13 protein-coding genes are annotated in these 18,128 nt (G+C 70.9%); 5 read left to right on the forward strand and 8 right to left on the reverse strand.

Annotated features, from left to right (window positions below; translation table 11 throughout):
• Window positions 1-90: 90 nt before the first annotated feature.
• Window positions 91-1,473, forward strand: coding sequence for a glycine--tRNA ligase (locus tag AW27_RS22510; RefSeq protein WP_037923873.1), 1,383 nt, complete (start codon window positions 91-93; stop codon window positions 1,471-1,473).
• A 77-nt stretch (window positions 1,474-1,550) separates the two neighbouring features.
• Here the strand turns inward: AW27_RS22510 and AW27_RS22515 are convergent, their stop codons facing one another.
• The 4 genes from AW27_RS22515 to AW27_RS22530 all read right to left on the reverse strand — a co-directional run bounded on the left by AW27_RS22515 (window position 1,551) and on the right by AW27_RS22530 (window position 5,975).
• Window positions 1,551-2,285: a VC0807 family protein gene (locus AW27_RS22515; protein WP_037923875.1), complete on the reverse strand. Its 735-nt coding sequence runs from the start codon at window positions 2,283-2,285 to the stop codon at window positions 1,551-1,553.
• 134 nt (window positions 2,286-2,419) lie between these two features.
• A complete protein-coding gene (locus tag AW27_RS22520) occupies window positions 2,420-3,013 on the reverse strand; it encodes a TetR/AcrR family transcriptional regulator (protein WP_037923876.1) in 594 nt (197 codons plus the stop codon).
• 21 nt (window positions 3,014-3,034) lie between these two features.
• A complete protein-coding gene (locus tag AW27_RS22525; RefSeq protein ID WP_052030877.1) occupies window positions 3,035-4,087 on the reverse strand; it encodes an aldo/keto reductase in 1,053 nt (350 codons plus the stop codon).
• A 439-nt stretch (window positions 4,088-4,526) separates the two neighbouring features.
• A complete protein-coding gene (locus tag AW27_RS22530; protein WP_037923878.1) occupies window positions 4,527-5,975 on the reverse strand; it encodes an MFS transporter in 1,449 nt (482 codons plus the stop codon).
• 51 nt (window positions 5,976-6,026) lie between these two features.
• Here AW27_RS22530 and dusB point away from each other — a divergent pair, with 51 nt between their 5' ends.
• From dusB to AW27_RS22545, 3 genes are all read left to right on the forward strand, one after another.
• Window positions 6,027-7,169, forward strand: coding sequence for a tRNA dihydrouridine synthase DusB (dusB, locus tag AW27_RS22535; RefSeq protein WP_037923881.1), 1,143 nt, complete (start codon window positions 6,027-6,029; stop codon window positions 7,167-7,169).
• A 364-nt stretch (window positions 7,170-7,533) separates the two neighbouring features.
• Window positions 7,534-10,254 carry a pyruvate, phosphate dikinase gene (ppdK, locus tag AW27_RS22540; RefSeq protein ID WP_037923884.1) on the forward strand — a complete coding sequence of 907 codons (2,721 nt, stop codon included), beginning with the start codon at window positions 7,534-7,536 and terminating at the stop codon, window positions 10,252-10,254.
• A gap of 388 nt (window positions 10,255-10,642) precedes the next feature.
• On the forward strand, window positions 10,643-11,641 hold the full coding sequence (locus AW27_RS22545; protein ID WP_078556669.1) for an ArsR/SmtB family transcription factor: 999 nt from the start codon (window positions 10,643-10,645) through the stop codon (window positions 11,639-11,641).
• Between the two features lie 101 nt (window positions 11,642-11,742).
• Here AW27_RS22545 and AW27_RS22550 read toward each other — a convergent pair whose 3' ends face one another.
• Window positions 11,743-12,903 carry an alkaline phosphatase PhoX gene (locus AW27_RS22550; protein ID WP_037923887.1) on the reverse strand — a complete coding sequence of 387 codons (1,161 nt, stop codon included), beginning with the start codon at window positions 12,901-12,903 and terminating at the stop codon, window positions 11,743-11,745.
• A gap of 576 nt (window positions 12,904-13,479) precedes the next feature.
• Here AW27_RS22550 and AW27_RS22555 point away from each other — a divergent pair.
• On the forward strand, window positions 13,480-13,893 hold the full coding sequence (locus AW27_RS22555; protein ID WP_037923890.1) for a VOC family protein: 414 nt from the start codon (window positions 13,480-13,482) through the stop codon (window positions 13,891-13,893).
• A gap of 19 nt (window positions 13,894-13,912) precedes the next feature.
• Here the strand turns inward: AW27_RS22555 and nirD are convergent, their stop codons facing one another.
• Genes nirD through AW27_RS22570 form a run of 3 tightly spaced genes read right to left on the reverse strand, consistent with a single transcriptional unit; the run spans window position 13,913 to window position 18,013 of the window.
• A complete protein-coding gene (nirD, locus tag AW27_RS22560; RefSeq protein WP_037923893.1) occupies window positions 13,913-14,245 on the reverse strand; it encodes a nitrite reductase small subunit NirD in 333 nt (110 codons plus the stop codon).
• Window positions 14,242-16,767, reverse strand: a complete 2,526-nt coding sequence (gene nirB / locus AW27_RS22565) for a nitrite reductase large subunit NirB (protein WP_037923895.1) — start codon at window positions 16,765-16,767, stop codon at window positions 14,242-14,244. The genes nirD and nirB overlap by 4 nt, the downstream gene beginning before the upstream one ends.
• Window position 16,768: 1 nt before the next feature.
• Window positions 16,769-18,013, reverse strand: coding sequence for an NAD(P)/FAD-dependent oxidoreductase (locus tag AW27_RS22570; protein WP_037923898.1), 1,245 nt, complete (start codon window positions 18,011-18,013; stop codon window positions 16,769-16,771).
• Between the last annotated feature and the right edge of the window lie 115 nt (window positions 18,014-18,128).

Genomic DNA, 18,128 nt, shown 5'->3' on the forward strand with positions numbered 1-18,128 from the left:
GGCAGGGAAGGGGAACCGATTTGAAAGGGGGGGTGCGGGCGCCGGTAACCTAAGGGCTTCGCCGTTCGTCCTCGTAATGAAGAGAGCACCGTGGCCGCCGACAAGATCGACACCATCGTCAGCCTGAGCAAGCGCCGTGGCTTCGTTTTCCCGTGCAGTGAGATCTACGGCGGCTCCAGGGCTGCCTGGGATTACGGTCCGCTGGGTGTCGAGCTCAAGGAGAACATCAAGCGCCAGTGGTGGAAGGCGATGGTCACCGGGCGTGAGGACGTCGTCGGTCTCGACTCGTCCGTGATCCTGGCCCCCGAGGTCTGGGTGGCCTCCGGCCACGTCGCGACCTTCTCGGACCCGCTGACCGAGTGCACCTCCTGCCACAAGCGCCACCGCGCCGACCACCTGGAAGAGGCGTACGAGGCCAAGCACGGCCGCCTCCCCGCCAACGGCCTGGCCGACGTCAACTGCCCCAACTGCGGTGTGAAGGGCCAGTTCACCGAGCCCAAGCAGTTCTCCGGCATGCTGGAGACCCACCTCGGCCCGACCCAGGACACCGGCTCCAAGGCGTACCTGCGCCCCGAGACCGCCCAGGGCATCTTCACGCAGTTCGCCCAGGTCCAGGTCACCTCGCGCAAGAAGCCGCCGTTCGGCATCGCGCAGATGGGCAAGTCCTTCCGCAACGAGATCACCCCGGGCAACTTCATCTTCCGCACCCGCGAGTTCGAGCAGATGGAGATGGAGTTCTTCGTCAAGCCCGGCGAGGACGAGCAGTGGCAGGAGTACTGGATGCAGGAGCGGTGGAACTGGTACCGCGACCTCGGCATCCGCGAGGAGAACATCCGCTGGTACGAGCACCCGAAGGAGAAGCTGTCCCACTACTCGAAGCGCACCGCCGACATCGAGTACCGCTTCAACTTCGGCGGCAGCGAGTTCTCCGAGCTGGAGGGCGTCGCCAACCGCACCGACTACGACCTCAAGGCGCACTCCGCGGCCTCCGGCCAGGACCTCCGCTTCTTCGACCAGGAGGCCGGTGAGCACTACACCCCGTACGTGATCGAGCCGGCGGCCGGTGTCAACCGCGCCATGCTCGCCTTCATGCTCGACGCCTACAACGAGGACGAGGCCCCCAACGCCAAGGGCGTCATGGAAAAGCGCACCGTGATGCGCCTCGACCCGCGCCTGGCCCCGATCAAGGTCGCCGTCCTGCCGCTGTCCCGCAACGCGCAGCTGTCGCCGAAGGCCAAGGGCCTCGCCGCCGACCTGCGCAAGTTCTGGAACATCGAGTTCGACGACGCGGGTGCCATCGGCCGCCGCTACCGCCGCCAGGACGAGATCGGCACGCCGTTCTGCGTCACCGTCGACTTCGACACCCTGGACGACAACGCGGTGACCGTCCGCGAGCGCGACACCATGAAGCAGGAGCGCGTCTCCCTGGACCAGATCCAGGCCTACCTGGGCAGCCGTCTGCTCGGCTGCTGACGAGCGCCGTACGACGACCGGTGGCCCGGTGCGCACAGCGCGCACCGGGCCACCGGTCGTTGTCGTGCCGGCCGCGGTCAGGCCGAGGCGGTCCCGGTGCCGGCCGACGCCCCGGCAGCGGCCTGGGCCGCGGCGGCGGCCCGCCTCTCGCCCTCGGCCCGTGAACGCTTGCCGTACAGCGCGGTCCACACGGCCAGACAGCCCAGAACCGTGTAGATCATGATCGGGCTGACCACGACCATCGTGTCGGTGTCCAGGAGATAGGCCAGGGCGATCCGCACCCCTGCCTCGAACAGGTAGGCCACGCCCCAGACGGTGGTCATCACGATCATCGTCCGACGGAAGCCCTCGTACTGCCACAGGCCATTCCACCAGGCCGTGCTCGCGGGAGTGCCGTCGGTGGCGAACGTGCGCCCGAAGTAGAACATCAGGGGCCGGGGCGCGAGCAGGGTGGCCAGGCAGAGCAGGCCGAACAGCCCGGTCACCCCGGAGTCCTTGATCAGCAGGGCGCGGGCCGAGTGCGCGCCGGTCAGCGAGACCACCGCCGTGATCACCAGGAAGACCAGGGTGACGACGGCGAACTCGTCGAGCTTGCGGCGCCAGGCCAGGCTGATCGCACTGTCGACCACGGGCCACGCGCCGCTGAGCAGGAGCGCTGCGAACTCGCTCCAGCCGTGGTCGCGCAGCTGGTTGTAGGTGATGATCGGCGCGACCACGTTGAGCCCAATGGTCAGGATCCAGCCAAGGGCGGCCGCGCCGCCCTTGCGTGCCGGAGGCTCGGGCCGCTCCGTTTGAACTTCTTGCGTGGACATGGTTCCCCCGTGAAGTGCCTGATGGGTCGGTAGGGGAACCGTATGAATCTTGACTGCACTCAAACAAGCGCGCCGTGTCCAAAATGATCACAAAGCCGAGCGAGGCGGCCTGATCGGGATGATCCCGGCCCGCCTCAGGCGCGCAGGCCCCGGATCACCAGCGCGGTGACCGCTTCGAACTCCGCGACGATGGTGGGGGAGAACCACTCGGCCGCGTACTGCGGGTCGTGGAAACGGCCGGTCGCGTCGAAGACCGCACGGGCCGCGGCCGGTACGTCGGGGGCCGCGAGCGAACCGTCGGCGACGCCCTGGGCGATGATCCGGGTCAACTGGCCGATCAGCTGGGTCAGATGGTCTTCCACCGTCCCGCTGTTCTCGGCGAGGAGGACCGTGTACGTGGCGAACAGCTCGGGATCGTCGCCCGCCTTGTGCCGCTTGGCCTCGAACAGTGCCTCCAGCCACGCCTCCAGCTTCGAGGGTGCGCTCCCGGCCGGAGCCGCGGTGATCTCCTCCAGCATGACGACACTCTTGGCGAGCCAGCGGTCGGTGACCGCCTCGCGCAGCGCGGCCTTCGAGGGGAAGTGCCGGTAGACGCTGCCGTGGCTGACGCCCAGGGCCCGCGCCACGTCCACCACGGTCGCCTTGGCCGGGCCGAAACGGCGCAGCACCTCCTCGGTGGTCTCGAGGATGCGCTCGGGGGTGAGGGGCTCGGCGGCAGCGGGTGGCATGGGTACGACCGTACCGCCAGCTCAGTGCTCGCTGTCGAGGTGGGCCATCTGCGCCGCCGGATACCTCTCGCCCGCCACCGCGCCCACCGGCACCGCCTCCTCGATGGCGGCCAGGTCGGCAGGGCTGAGGGTGACGTCCATGGCACCCAGTGCCTCGCCGAGGCGGTCCCGGCGCCGGGCCCCGACCAGCGGCACTATGTCCGCACCGCGCGAGAGCACCCAGGCGATGGCGGTCTGGGCGACGCTCACGCCCTTGTCCTCGGCGACCTTGCGCAAGGCGTCGACAAGGTCCAGGTTTCGGTGGAGGTTCTCGCCCTGGAAGCGGGGACTCATCCCGCGGAAGTCGCCGGGGGCCAGGGCGCGGTCGCGGGTGAAGTGGCCGCTGATCAGGCCGCGCGACAGCACGCCGTATGCCGTGATGCCGATGCCGAGCTCGCGCGCGGCCGGGAGGATCTCCGCCTCGATCCCGCGGGAGACCAGGGAGTACTCGATCTGGAGGTCGGAGATCGGGGCCACGGCCGCGGCTCGCCGCAGGGTGTCGGCGCCGACCTCCGAGAGACCGATGTGGCGCACGTGCCCGGCCTGGACGGCTTCGGCGATGGCTCCGACGGTCTCCTCGATGGGGACGTCCGGGTCCACGCGGGCGATCCGGTAGACGTCGATGTGGTCCCGGCCGAGCCGCTGGAGCGAGTAGGCGAGGAAGTTCCTGACGGCCTCGGGGCGGCCGTCGTAACCGGTGAAGCCGCCTTCGACCGTGCGCAGCGCGCCGAACTTGACGCTGGTGAGCGCCCGGTCGCGGGCCGCGGTCGGAGCTGTCCGCAGGGCTTCGTGGATCAGCAGTTCATTGTGGCCCATGCCGTAGAAGTCGCCGGTGTCGAGCAGCGTGTCGGTGCCTTCGGGGGCGGCTTCCAGGTACGCGTGGATGGTCGCGATGGACTCGGCGCGGTCGGCCTCTCCGTAGAGGGCGGACATCCCCATGCAGCCCAGCCCGAGGGGGAAGACGGACGGGCCGGTGGTGCCCAGGCGCCGGGAAGCGGGGGCGGTGGTCGTGTCGGTGCTCTCGTTCTTCGTCATGGAACGAGAATGGCATGACGGGTGACAGATTTCAATATCTGTCACCCGTCGGGGTCGGGTGGGCGTGCAGGACCGCCGACGATCGCCCGCTGACCGGGGCGGCCCGAGCGGGCTCGCCCCGGTCGCGGACGACCTGGCGGGCGAAGGCCCCGCCGAACGGACGCCGACCCTTGCCCCTCGGAGGCCGTCGCCGCGAGGCGGGCCCGAGGTGGGTGGAACGGGGGCGTCACTCCGACCGGAGCGGCGTCCCGGGCGTGACACCGCCTCCGCCCTCGACGAGGCCCGGACGGCGTGTCGGCGAGCCCGCAGGCTCAGGGGACGCGCCCCCCGAGCCCCCTCGGGACCGGGCGGTGCCTCGAACGAGGACTTCGACCGCGGCGCGCGTCCGCCCGGGGCGGCCGCCTCCCCGCGTCGCCCGTGCCGGGGCAGCCCTCGGGCCTCAGCCGCGCGGAGACCCCACGGCCGCTGCGGGCTCGGCGGAGCCCTCCAGGGTGCGGGCCGTGCGTTCCGCCGTCGCCCGTGCCCAGCTCCCGCTGGTCGCCGCGCCCACGACGAGGACGAGCAGCCCGCACAGCGTGATGATCCACCAGGCCGGCTGGGCCGCCCCGGAGAAGTCGGCGCCGCCCGCGAGTCCGGCCGCCAGGACCGAGCCGATGATCGCGACCCCCAGCGTGCCGCCCGTCTGCCGACTGGTGGAGGCGATGGCGGCCGCGACACCCGCCTGGGACCGCGGCATCCCGGACACCGCGGTATTGGTGATCGGCGCGTTCACCATGCCGAAGCCGAGTCCGAACAGCACGTATCCGGTGAACAGGAGCGGGTTGGACGTCTCGGCCTCGAACAGGGCGAACAGCAGGCCGCTCGACGCCATCGCCACTCCGGCGATCAGCAGGCAGATCCGCGGCCCCCGGCTGCCCACCAGCCGTCCGGCCAGGGGAGCGAACAGCACGGTCAGCCCGGCCATCGGCAGCATGTACAGCCCGGCGTGCAGGGCGCTGAGCCCCCGTACGTCCTGCAGGTAGAGGGTGTTGAGGAAGAGGAAGCCGGCCAGCCCCGCGAAGGCACTGATCGCGATGATCGTCGAGCCGCTGAACGGAGCGCTCCGGAAGAACCGGAGGTCGATCAACGGCTCCGTGCGCCTGGGCTCGTGCACCAGCAGCCCGACGAAGGACGCGGCGGCCACCACCGCGCAGCCCATGATCAGCGGCGAGCGCCAGCCGGCGGCGGGCGCCTCGATGATTCCGTACGTCAGACTGCCGAGCAGCGCGATCACCAGCACCTGGCCCAGCGGGTCGGGACGGCGCGGCCGGGCCGCCCGCGACTCGGGGATGTGGCGCAGGGTCAGTACGAGCGCCGCCAGGCCGATCGGCAGGTTGATCAGGAAGATCGAGCGCCAGCCCACGGAGTCCACCAGCACTCCGCCGATCAGGGGGCCGGCCGCCATGGAGACGCCACCGACCGCGCCCCACACCCCGATGGCCCGGGCTCGCTCGGCCGGATCCGTGAAGGTGTTGGTAATGATCGACATCGCGACCGGGTTGAGCATCGCACCGCCGATCGCCTGCACCATCCGGAAGACGATCAGCCAGTCGAGGCTCGGGGCAAGGGAGCACAGCAGCGAGCCGAGACCGAAGGCGAGCAGACCGGCGACGAACACCTTGCGGCGGCCGATCCGGTCGGCCGTGGAGCCCGCGAGCATCAGCAGCGAGGCCAGGACGAGCGTGTACGCGTCGATGGTCCACTGCAGTCCCGCGACCGAGGCGTCGAGCTCGCGGCGCATCGACGGGAGGGCGACGTTGAGCACGGTGTTGTCGAGGCTGACGATGAGCAGGCTCGTGCAGCAGATCGCCAGGACGATCCTGCGCTGCCGGTGACTCGGCTCGATCATGCGCCGATGCTACGTCCGCACGACCCCCTCGGCATGCGGGACAATGGGCGGATGACCACGCTCCCCCCGCCCCTCGCGATCGGCCCGCACACCGTGCAGCCCCCCGTGGTGCTCGCACCCATGGCCGGCATCACCAACGCCCCGTTCCGCACCCTCTGCCGGGAGTTCTCGGGCGGCAAGGGCCTGTTCGTGAGCGAGATGATCACCACCCGCGCCCTGGTCGAGCGCAACGAGAAGACCATGCAGCTGATCCACTTCGACGAGACCGAGAAGCCCCGGTCGATTCAGCTGTACGGGGTCGACCCGGTGACGGTCGGCAAAGCCGTCCGCATGATCGTCGAAGAGGACCGCGCCGACCACATCGACCTCAACTTCGGCTGCCCGGTCCCCAAGGTCACCCGGAAGGGTGGCGGCTCGGCGCTGCCGTACAAGCGCCACCTGCTGCGCGCGATCCTGCGCGAGGCCGTCGCCGGGGCCGGCGACCTGCCGGTGACCATGAAGATGCGCAAGGGCATCGACGACGACCACCTCACCTACCTCGACGCCGGCCGCATCGCCGTCGAGGAGGGGGTCACGGCCATCGCCCTGCACGGGCGGACCACCGCGCAGCACTACGGCGGCACCGCCGACTGGGACGCCATCGCGCGGCTCAAGGAGCACGTCCCGGAGATACCGGTCCTCGGCAACGGCGACATCTGGTGCGCCGAGGACGCGCTGCGCATGGTCCGCGAGACCGGTTGCGACGGCGTGGTCGTGGGCCGCGGCTGCCTGGGGCGGCCGTGGCTGTTCAACGACCTGGTGGCGGCCTTCGAGGGGCGACCCGAGGACTTCCATCGGCCGGCGCTGCGCGAGGTCGCGCAGACCATGCACCGGCACGCCCAGCTGCTGGGGGAGTGGATCGGGGACGAGACGCGCGGCGTGATCGACTTCCGTAAGCACGTCGCCTGGTACCTGAAGGGCTTCTCGGTCGGGTCCGAGATGCGCAAGAAGCTCGCGGTGACCTCGTCGCTGGCCGAGCTGAACGCTCATCTGAGCGAGCTCGATCTGGATCAGGCGTGGCCGGAGAGTGCCGACGGCCCGCGCGGCCGGACGTCCGGAAACAACCGAGTTGTCCTGCCGGACGGCTGGCTGAAGGACCCGTACGACTGCGCGGGCGTGAGTGAGGACGCCGAACTGGACACCTCCGGAGGCTGACAAATCGCCCTCCGTGGTGCGTGATATACGCCACGCATGGGAGGGGTTTCGCTCAGATGAGCACGTAAGTCACGGGTAAGACTTTCAAAGGGTGGCACTGGGTGCCACCCTTTGTGTGTTCAAGAGTTGAACGCAAATGTATCGATGATCGCTCATCCGAGCGTGAACAGGCCTCAGGGGTCCCTTCACTCTTCGGGATCTGAACGCTCTTCGTACTTTCTGGTTACCCTTGAGTTACTTTCGATCTGCTGGCGCACGGGTGGTTACAGCCGTATGACGGCCAAGTGGACGTACCCAGAAGCCTTCGATCTGGGTATGTTCCTGGCCGTCAGGGCAGCCACCGAGCCTCGAGGAGTCGAGACCCGTGTCGGAAAACAAAGATCAGAAGTTCGTCTACGACTTCACCGAGGGCAACCGGGACCTCAAGGACCTTCTCGGCGGCAAGGGAGCCAACCTCGCCGAGATGACCAACCTGGGGCTGCCGGTCCCTCCCGGCTTCACCATCACCACCGAGGCCTGCAAGGTCTACCTCGAGAGCGGCTCGGCCCCGGCCGCGCTGCGCGACGAGGTCAGCGCCCACCTTGCCGCCCTCGAGTCGAAGATGGGCAAGAAGCTCGGGCAGTCGGACGACCCGCTGCTGGTCTCGGTACGCTCCGGCGCCAAGTTCTCCATGCCCGGCATGATGGACACCGTCCTGAACATCGGCCTCTCCGACGAGTCGGTCGCCGGCCTCGCCGCCCAGGCCGGTGACGAGCGCTTCGCGTGGGACTCCTACCGCCGCCTGATCCAGATGTTCGGCAAGACCGTCCTCGGCGTCGAGGGCGAGCTCTTCGAGGACGCCCTCGACGAGGCCAAGGCCGCCAAGAAGGTCACCGTCGACACCGACCTCGACGCCGCCGACCTCAAGAAGCTCGTCAAGGCCTTCAAGAAGATCGTGGCGAAGGAGGCCGGCCGCGAGTTCCCGCAGGACGCCCGCGAGCAGATGGACCTCGCCGTCGAGGCCGTCTTCAATTCGTGGAACACCGACCGCGCCAAGCTCTACCGCCGCCAGGAGCGCATCCCGAGCGACCTGGGCACCGCGGTCAACGTCTGCTCCATGGTCTTCGGCAACCTGGGCCCGGACTCCGGCACCGGCGTCGCCTTCACCCGCGACCCCGCCAGCGGCCACGCGGGCGTCTACGGCGACTACCTGCAGAACGCCCAGGGCGAGGACGTCGTCGCGGGCATCCGCAACACCGTGCCGCTCGCGGACCTGGAGGCCATCGACAAGGCCTCGTACGACCAGCTCATGACGATCATGACGACGCTGGAGACGCACTACAAGGACCTCTGCGACATCGAGTTCACCATCGAGCGCGGCCAGCTGTGGATGCTCCAGACCCGTGTCGGCAAGCGCACCGCCGGGGCCGCCTTCCGCATCGCCACCCAGCTCGTGGACCAGGGCCTGATCGACGAGGCCGAGGCCCTCCAGCGCGTCAGCGGACACCAGCTGGCCCAGCTGATGTTCCCGCGCTTCGACGAGGGGGCCGGCGGCAAGAAGGGGACCACCCTGCTCGGCCGCGGCATCGCCGCCTCCCCGGGCGCGGCGGTCGGCAAGGCCGTCTTCGACTCCTACACGGCCGTCAAGTGGTCCCGCTCCGGCGAGAAGGTCATCCTGATCCGCCGCGAGACCAACCCCGACGACCTCGACGGCATGATCGCCTCCGAGGGCATCCTCACCTCGCGCGGCGGCAAGACCTCCCACGCGGCCGTCGTCGCCCGCGGCATGGGCAAGACGTGCGTCTGCGGCGCCGAGGAGCTCGACGTCGACACCAAGCGCCGCCGCATGACGGTCGGCGAGACGGTCATCGAAGAGGGCGACGTCGTCTCCATCGACGGCTCCACCGGCAAGGTCTACCTCGGTGAGGTACCCGTCGTGCCGTCCCCGGTCGTCGAGTACTTCGAGGGCCGCATGCACGCCGGCGCCGACGACGCCGACGAGCTCGTCGCCGCCGTGCACCGGATCATGGCGTACGCGGACCGAGTCCGCCGCCTGCGGGTCCGCGCCAACGCCGACAACGCCGAGGACGCGCTGCGCGCCCGCCGCTTCGGCGCCCAGGGCATCGGCCTGTGCCGCACCGAGCACATGTTCCTCGGTGAACGCCGCGAGATGGTCGAGCGCCTGATCCTCGCCGACACCGACGGCGAGCGCGACGAGGCACTCAGTGCCCTCCTGCCGCTCCAGAAGAAGGACTTCATCGAGCTCTTCGAGGCGATGGACGGCCTGCCCGTCACCGTCCGCCTGCTCGACCCGCCGCTGCACGAGTTCCTGCCCGACATCACCGAGCTGTCGGTGCGCGTCGCCCTCGCCGAGTCCCGCAAGGACGCCAACGAGAACGACCTGCGCCTGCTCCAGGCCGTCCACAAGCTGCACGAGCAGAACCCGATGCTGGGCCTGCGCGGCGTCCGCCTGGGCCTGGTCATCCCCGGCCTGTTCGCCATGCAGGTCCGGGCCATCGCCGAGGCCGCGGCCGAGCGCAAGAACGCCAAGGGCGACCCCCGCGTCGAGATCATGATCCCGCTCGTGGGCACCGTCCAGGAGCTGGAGATCGTCCGCGAGGAGGCCGACGCGGTCATCGCCGAGGTCGAGGCCGCCACCGGCACCACCCTCAAGCTCTCCATCGGCACCATGATCGAGCTGCCCCGCGCCGCCCTGACGGCCGCCCAGATCGCCGAGGCGGCGCAGTTCTTCTCCTTCGGCACGAACGACCTGACCCAGACGGTGTGGGGCTTCTCCCGCGACGACGTCGAGGCCAGCTTCTTCACCGCGTACCTGGAGAAGGGCATCTTCGGGGTCTCGCCCTTCGAGACCATCGACAAGGACGGCGTCGGCTCCCTCGTGCGTCACGCGGTCAAGCAGGGTCGAGCCACCCGCCCCGACCTCAAGCTCGGCGTCTGCGGCGAGCACGGCGGTGACCCCGAGTCCGTCCACTTCTTCCACGAGGTCGGCCTCGACTACGTCTCCTGCTCGCCCTTCCGGATTCCGGTGGCGCGCCTGGAGGCCGGCCGTGCCGCCGCCGAGGCGAAGGGCAGCGACAGCCGCTGACCCTCCGGCCCCGCGCCGGGGCCCCATGAACCGCGCCTGTCCCCGGGTTCCCTGACTGCCCGGGGGCGGGCGCGCCTCAGTTTTGTTGTTCAACAAACCTTTACGCCAGCAGGCGGTGGACGGATCCCCACCCGTCCACCGCCGCTGTCATTCTGCCGGGCACGTCGGCGCTTCCCGGTGCGACCGACCGCCAGGCCCCGCAAAGCCCCCCACGGCCTTCGCGGAGCGTTTCGGTCGCACCGGAGTGTGCCCGGCGGAGTACAGCATTTCGGTTGTCACGCCCCTGCCGAAAGGGGTTTCAACTGTGGCCGAAAGGGCGTGGTGACCACGTGTGACTGCGTGCATACTCATGGGGCGGGGGGATTGCGGTTGCACAGGTGGGGGTTCGGTGCTGCGTATCCATTTCACTGGAGTGGACCTGGCACGCGTACGGATGGCAGGGCGTCCCGATGCGTTGTGGGAAACGATTCTCAGCTTTCACCGCTTAAGAGACCGGCGCGATGCCCGGTTGTTCGGTGAATGGCGTACGGAAACCCGGAGCAGGTTGAATAGTGAAACACGCACGCTCGGTATGCTCATACCGAGTCGCGGTTATTTCCCCGATTTCCTGACCCCTGTGGAGGGGCAGTACGGGTGGGACGTGGGCCTCGACGCGTTGCGCGGGATCCGCCCCGAGCGGATGCGCCGCGAGCTCCAGCTGCTGGGAGCCGGAGCGCCCGTGACACCACGGCTGCGGGACTTCATGGAGGGCGGCACCCAGAAGCTCCCGAGGCTGATGGGCGAGCTGCGCGCCTACCATCGGGCGGCCGTGGAGCCGTACTGGACCCACATACAGGCCCAGATAGAAGCCGAACGGGCGGCACGCGGCCGCGCGTTGCTCGACGGCGGCGCCGACGAGCTGCTGGCCTCGCTGCCGCCCATGCTGCGCTGGCAGGCCCCGGTGCTGGAGTGCGACTACCCGGTGGACCGCGACGTACGGCTGCGCGGGCGCGGGCTGCTCCTCCAGCCCTCCTTCTTCTGCCGGCGCACCGCGGTCACCCTGCACGACCCCGAACTGCCGCCGGTGCTCGTCTACCCGGCGGCCGCGCAGCTGGCCTCCGCGCCGGGCAGCGGCGAGGTGGCACGCCCCGTGGAGGAGCAGCGCCAGCGCACCCTGGGCAAGCTGGTCGGGCACACCCGCTCGGTCGTGCTGAGGGCCATAGGGGACGGTGCGACCACCAGCGAGCTGGCCCGCCGGGCAGGGGTCTCACTGGCCTCCGCGAGCCAGCACGCCTGCGTGATGCGCGAGGCGGGCCTGGTGACCACCCTGCGTCGCGGCAATGCGGTCCTGCACACCGTGACCCCGCTGGGAGCCGCACTCCTCAAGGGCGGCGCCGTGGCGTCGTGAACGCGGCCGCACCCCGGCGGGTCGAACCCGCCGGGGTGCGGCCGGTGGTGCGGGCGCGGCACCGGTTCCCGGGGTTCCGCCCCGGTACCCCGCAACGCGCCCTACACCCGGAACGGCCCCGTCACCTCGTAGGTGATGCCGCCGGAGGAGCTGCCGCTCGTACCGCGCTGGCTGGAGAAGTAGAGCCGGTTCCCGGCGGGGGAGAAGGCCGGGCCGGTGATCTCCGAGGAGGACTGCCCGGTGACCCGCAGGAAGGGCGCCACCACGTCGTCCGGGGTGATCACGCAGATCTCCATGTTGCCGCCGTCCTCCGCGACGTAGAGGTCGCCGTACGAGGAGCCGGTGACGTTGTCCACGCCGGTCAGCGGGGCCGCGCCGCCGGGCACGAGCGAGTCGTCGTAGGCGAGCTCGTAGGTGTTGTTCGTGAGGTTGATCTGCCAGACCCTGTTGTCGCCCTTGGTGGTGAACCAGACCGTGTCGTTGGCGTAGTGGCAGCCCTCGCCGCCGTTGAACTTCTTGGAGCCGGAGACCTGGCTGCGGGTCGCCTTCGGGGAGCCGTCCGGGTCGGGGACGTTCTGCCAGGTGAAGGAGCCGGAGGTGGCCGTTCCGGCCTTGAGGACCTGGAGGGTGCCGGAGGAGAGGTTGCCCCAGGTGGTGGGGATGAAGCGGTAGAAGCAGCCGCTCGTCTCGTCCTCCGTCAGGTAGATCACCTGCCGGACCGGGTCCGCGGCGGCTGCCTCGTGCCTGAAGCGGCCCAGCGCCGGCCGCTGGACGGCGGCGTTCACGCCGTACGGGTCGGTCTCGTAGACGAAGCCGCGGTCGACCTCCTCGCAGGACAGCCAGGTGTTCCACGGGGTCTTGCCGCCCGCGCAGTTCTGCCGGGTGTTCGACAGGATCCGGTAGGCGCCGGTGATGGTGCCGGAGGAGTTGAACCTCACCGCGCTCGCGCCGCCGGAAGGGTTGATCTCCGAGTTCGACACGTAGATCCAGCCCGCGCCGTCGGCGTAGCAGGCACCGCCGTCGGGGGCGCTGTGCCAGGTGTACGAGGTACCGGCGACGGTCTGGCTGGAGCGGGCGATCACCCGGCTGGTGAAACCGCTCGGGAGCATGATGCCGTTGGCGTCGGCGGCGCCCAGCGCCCCGTACGGGCCGGCACCGGGCTGCGCGGGCGCCGCGTAGGCCGCTCCCCGCATCAACGTGCCGCCGAAGGCGGCGGCCGACGAACCGATCACTGCGCCGCGCAGGAAGGTACGACGTTCCACGGTCACTCCTGTGGGAGGAAGGCCCCGCGGCCGGTCGGACGCGGGTCGCACGCGTCGAGGAACCTAGGAGACGCCAGTTGACGTGGCGCCAAATCCTCATTACGCCCGGGCGACCGCTCGGCGTTCAATCCTTCCGCGAGGATTTCCCGGGCGCCGGGGGCTTCCTTTCCCGAAGGCCTTCCGGACCTCCGCGGGGTCCGCGCGGCCGGAATGCCGTGCCCCGGATCCGGGCGACGGACGGTGTTCGCACTGCGCCGCGTCCGCGAAGCCCGCCGCGCCCCGTGCCCCGGGCTGCGGTCCGACCGGTGCTCCTCACCGACCAGTTCCGGCCTGTTTGGCGCGCCGGGGTTTAGGAGGTGCCCGCGCGCGGTGGCGCGAAATGATCCACGGCGGGACCGTGTGCCCCGCCCGCTACGGGTCGCCGGATCGCCGGACCCGGGGAGCGGGCCCCGTCCACATCGCTCCGTGCACCGGGAAAAAAGATCCCGCGCGCCGATGAGTTTCCCGCGGCCCCGCGGTCCACCTCTCGAAAGCATCGACCGAGCAGCACGCGAGCAGCACGAGAGAGGGACCCCGATGTCCGCGACCATGATCTTCGTCAACCTGCCCGTCAAGGACCTGGACGCCAGCAAGGCCTTCTGGGGCACGCTGGGCTACTCCTTCAACGCCCAGTTCACCGACGAGAACTGCGCCTCGATGGTCATCAGCGACACCATCGTCGCGATGCTCCTCACGGAGGCCCGCTACAAGGACTTCACCCACAAGGAGATCGCGGACGCCGCGAAGACCTCCGAGGTCCTGCTCTGCCTGAGCGCCGCGAGCCGCACCGCCGTCGACGAGCTGGTGGACGGGGCCCTGGCGGCCGGCGCCACCGAACCCCGTCCGGCCGAGGACCACGGCGTCATGTACGGGCGCACCTTCGACGACCTCGACGGCCACACCTGGCAGATCATGTGGATGGACCCGGCCGTGGTCCAGAAGCAGGACTGACCGGCCGACGCTCCCACCCTCAGGAGGTCGCCGCGGTCCGCACCGGGTAGGTGCGGACCGCCACCTCCCCGTCGTCCAGGCAGCGCCCCGTCTCCAGGTCGAAGCGCTGCTTGAGCAGCGGGGAGGCCACGAAGGGTCGGCCCGCCGCCGCCCCCACCAGGCCACGGGAGAGCACCTGCGCGCCGGTGAAGGGGTCCTGGTTGCCGATGGCGTACGCACGCCCCGCGCGGTCGACGAACACCGCGGCCTGGCTTCCGTCGGGCAGCAGCGCGGCCACCCCGCGCCCGGGGATGAGCGCCGACAGCTCGCACACCGTCAGCCAGCCCTGCGCCACTTGCAGTTCCACGGTCATCGGACGGCACCTCCTATGGTCAGGACAGCCAGGTCGGGCTTGACCTGGCCGCGCTCGGGGACGAACTTCACGGTCGGGTCGGGGGCGCCGGGCGCGTTCACGAAGGAGACGAACCTGCGCAGCCGCTCCGGGTCCTGGAGCGTCTCGGCCCATTCGTCCCGGTAGTGCGCCACGTGGTCGGCCATCAGCGACTCCAGCTCCGCGCACAGCCCCAGCGAGTCGTGCACGACCACATCCCGCAGGTGGTCGAGGCCGCCCTCCAGCCGCTCCAGCCAGGTCGAGGTGCGCTCCAGCCGGTCGGCGGTGCGGATGTAGAACATCAGGAACCGGTCGATCAGCCGGATCAGTTCCGCGTCCGACAGGTCCTGGGCGAGGAGGTCGGCGTGGCGCGGGGTGGCGCCGCCGTTGCCGCCCACATAGAGGTTCCAGCCGCTCGCCGTCGCGATCACCCCGAAGTCCTTGCTCTGCGCCTCCGCGCACTCGCGGGCGCAGCCGGACACCGCCGACTTGAGCTTGTGCGGGGCGCGCAGTCCCCGGTAGCGCAGCTCCAGGTCGATGGCCATCCGGACGCTGTCCTGGACGCCGTATCGGCACCAGGTCCGCCCCACGCAGGACTTCACCGTCCGCAGGGCCTTCCCGTAGGCGTGCCCGGACTCGAACCCGGCGTCGACGAGCCGCGCCCAGATCCGCGGGAGCTGGTCCACGCGCGCACCGAACAGGTCGATCCGCTGCCCACCGGTGATCTTCGTGTAGAGGCCGAAGTCGCGAGCCACCTCGCCGATCACGATCAGCTTGTCGGGGGTGATCTCACCGCCGGGGATCCGCGGCACGACCGAGTACGAGCCGTTGCGCTGCATGTTCGCCAGGAAGTGGTCGTTGGTGTCCTGGAGGGCGGCCTGCTCCCGGTCCAGCACGTAGCCGCTGGCGCCGAGCGTGGGCGCGAGCGAGGCGATGATCGAGCCGACCGCCGGCTTGCAGACCTCGCAGCCGTCGCCGCCCCGGGCCCCGGGGCGCCCGTGGCCGTCGAGGATCTGTTCGTAGGAGGTGAGCCGGCGGGTGCGGACGATCTCGTAGAGCTCGGTCCGGGTGTACGGGAAGCAGCCGCACAGTCCCGGGTCGGCGGCGGCCGGGAGCAGCTGCCCGATCACCTTGACGCAGGAACCGCAGCCGGTGCCCGCCCTGGTGCACTTCTTGACCTCGGACAGGGTGGAGCAGGCGGTGACGGCCTTCTTCGTGACGTTGTGGCAGGAGCAGATCACCGCGTGGTCGGGCAGGGCCGACGGGCCGAGTGCGGCGGGCGCGCCGACGCCGGCCGGCAGGACCAGCTGCTCGGGGGCGACGGGCGGGACGCTGCCGGTGAGCGGGCGCAGCAGGCCGTACGCGTCGGCGTCGCCGACCAGGACACCGCCGAGGAGGACCCCGTCGGGGGAGACCACCAGCTTCTTGTAGACGCCGGAGCGGGAGTCGGACCAGACGACGTCCAGGCTGCCGGGGGCGCTGCCGTGGGCGTCCCCGAAGGAGGCGACGTCCACGCCGAGCAGCTTCAGCTTGGTGGAGAGGTCGGCCCCGGTGAACTCCTTCCCCCGGCCCAGCAGGTCGTCGGCGGCGGTCTCGGCCATCTCGTAGCCGGGGGCGACCAGGCCGTAGACGCGGCCGTCGACGGCGAGGGCGCACTCGCCGATGGCGTAGACGCGAGGGTCGGAGGTCAGGCAGCGGGCGTCGACCGCGATACCGCCGCGCTCGCCGACGTCCAGCCCGGCCTCGCGGGCGAGCTGGTCGCGGGGGCGGACGCCGGCGGAGAAGACGACGAGGTCGGTGTCGACGGTGGAGCCGTCGGAGAGCCGCATTCCGCTGACGCGGCCGTCCTCGCCGGTCACCACTTCCTGGGTGCCGACACCGGTGTGGACGGTGAGGCCCATGGACTCGATGGTGCGCAGCAGGGCGGCGCCCCCACCCTCGTCGACCTGGACGGGCATCAGGCGCGGGGCGAACTCGACGATGCGGGTGGCCAGGCCGAGTCCCTGGAGGGCGCCGGCGGCCTCCAGCCCGAGGAGGCCGCCGCCCACGACCGCACCGCTGGCCCTGCCCTTCGCGTACTCCTCGATGGCCAGGAGGTCCTCGATCGTGCGGTAGACGAAGCAGCCGGGGGCGTCCTTCCCCGGCACGGGCGGCACGAAGGGGTAGCTGCCGGTCGCGAGGACCAGCACGTCGTACGGGAAGACGCGCCCCGAGCGGGAGGTGACGGTGCGCGCGGCACGGTCGATGCACTCGGCCGGGTCGTCGAGGTGGAGGGCGATGCCGTGCTGCTCCATGAACCCGGCAGGCGTCATGGACAGGTCCTCGGGGGCGCTGCCGGAGAAGTACGAGGTCAGGTGCACGCGGTCGTAGGCGGGCCGCGGCTCCTCGCAGAGCACGGTGATCCGGTGCGTGGCGGTGACCCCGCGCTCGGCGAGCGCTTCGAGGTAGCGCTGGCCGACCATGCCGTGCCCGATGAGCACGATCGTGGGCGAGGGCTCGGTCATGTCAGTGGCCTCCGTCGTCGGTGAGCAGGTGGAACAGGTCGTGCGGTGGTTCCCCGCCCTCCCAGGTGCGGGCGAGGGCGCCCACGGTCGAGAGCTCGCCGAGCAGTACCCCGCCGACGAGGCGGTCGCCGCGCAGGACGACCTTGCGGTAAGTCCGCCGGGTGCCGTCGGCGAGACGGACCACGTCGTCGCCGGGGCGGGGAGTGGTCTCGCCGAAGGCGGCGAGGTCCAGGGCGCGGTCGTCGGCTCCGCCGAGGGTGAGGCGGGTCAGGGCGCGGGTGCCGGTGTACGGCGCGGGGGCCCCGGTGAGGACGGAGGCGAGCGCGTCGGCCTGCTCCAGGGCGGCGCCGGCCAGGCCGTACACCTGTCCGGCGTGCTCGGCGCAGTCGCCGACGGCGTGGATGCGGGGGTCGCTGGTGCGCAGGTGGTCGTCGACCACGATGCCGGTCCGCACGTCCAGGCCGGCGGCCTCGGCGAGGCCGGTGCGGGGGCGTACGCCGCAGGCGAGCACGACGACGTCGGCCTCCAGCCGGTAGCCGTCGGCGAGTTCGACGCCGGTGGCCCGGCGCGGGGTGTCCGCGCCGCGCCGTGTTGCGGCAGGCCCGGTCGTCGTCAGGCCGCGGACCCGGCATTCGGTGTGGATCTCCACGCCGAGCTCGGTCAGATGCGTGGCCAGCAGGGCGGAGGCTTCGGCATCGAGGTGGCGTTCCATCAGGCGCTCGCCCTGCTGGGCGAGGACCACCACCGCCCCGCGTGCGGCGAGCGCCCGGGCGGCCGAGACGCCCAGCAGGCCCCCGCCGATCACCACCGCCCGCACCCCGGGGCGCACGGCCGCCGAGAGGGCCAGGCAGTCGTCCATGGTGCGGAAGGCGTGCACCCCGTCCGGGAGCTCCCGTCCCCCCGGCTCGAACAGCCCGCGCAGCGGGGGCAGCACCGCGTTCGAACCGGTGGCCAGCACCAGTGTGTCGTACGCGGCCACCGTGCCGTCGTCGCAGTGCACGGCCCGCTCCGCCCGGTCGATCCGCACCGCGCGGACTCCACGCCGCAGTGCTGGGCCGGGGGCCGGGAGGGCGGTCACCTCCGGGGCGTACCGGCCCGCCAGGACCTCGGCGAGCAGGACCCTGTTGTACGGGACGCGGGACTCCTCGCCGAGGACGGTCACCGTCGCGGCCGGGCCCAGCCGGTCCGCGAGACGCAGGCCCGCGAGGCCGCCGCCGATCACCACCACACGTTTTTCCGGGGTCATGCCATGAGGGTGCGCGGCCGCTGTTTCCCCGCCGCATCGCTGCTGTTACCCGGACGGAACGCCGACCTCAGCGCCCGGTTTAAGGGTCGGTGAGGCCTGCCTCAAGGCCGTCTTA

Origin of the sequence: Streptomyces sp. PCS3-D2, assembly GCF_000612545.2 — a bacterium.
GTDB lineage: Bacteria > Actinomycetota > Actinomycetes > Streptomycetales > Streptomycetaceae > Streptomyces.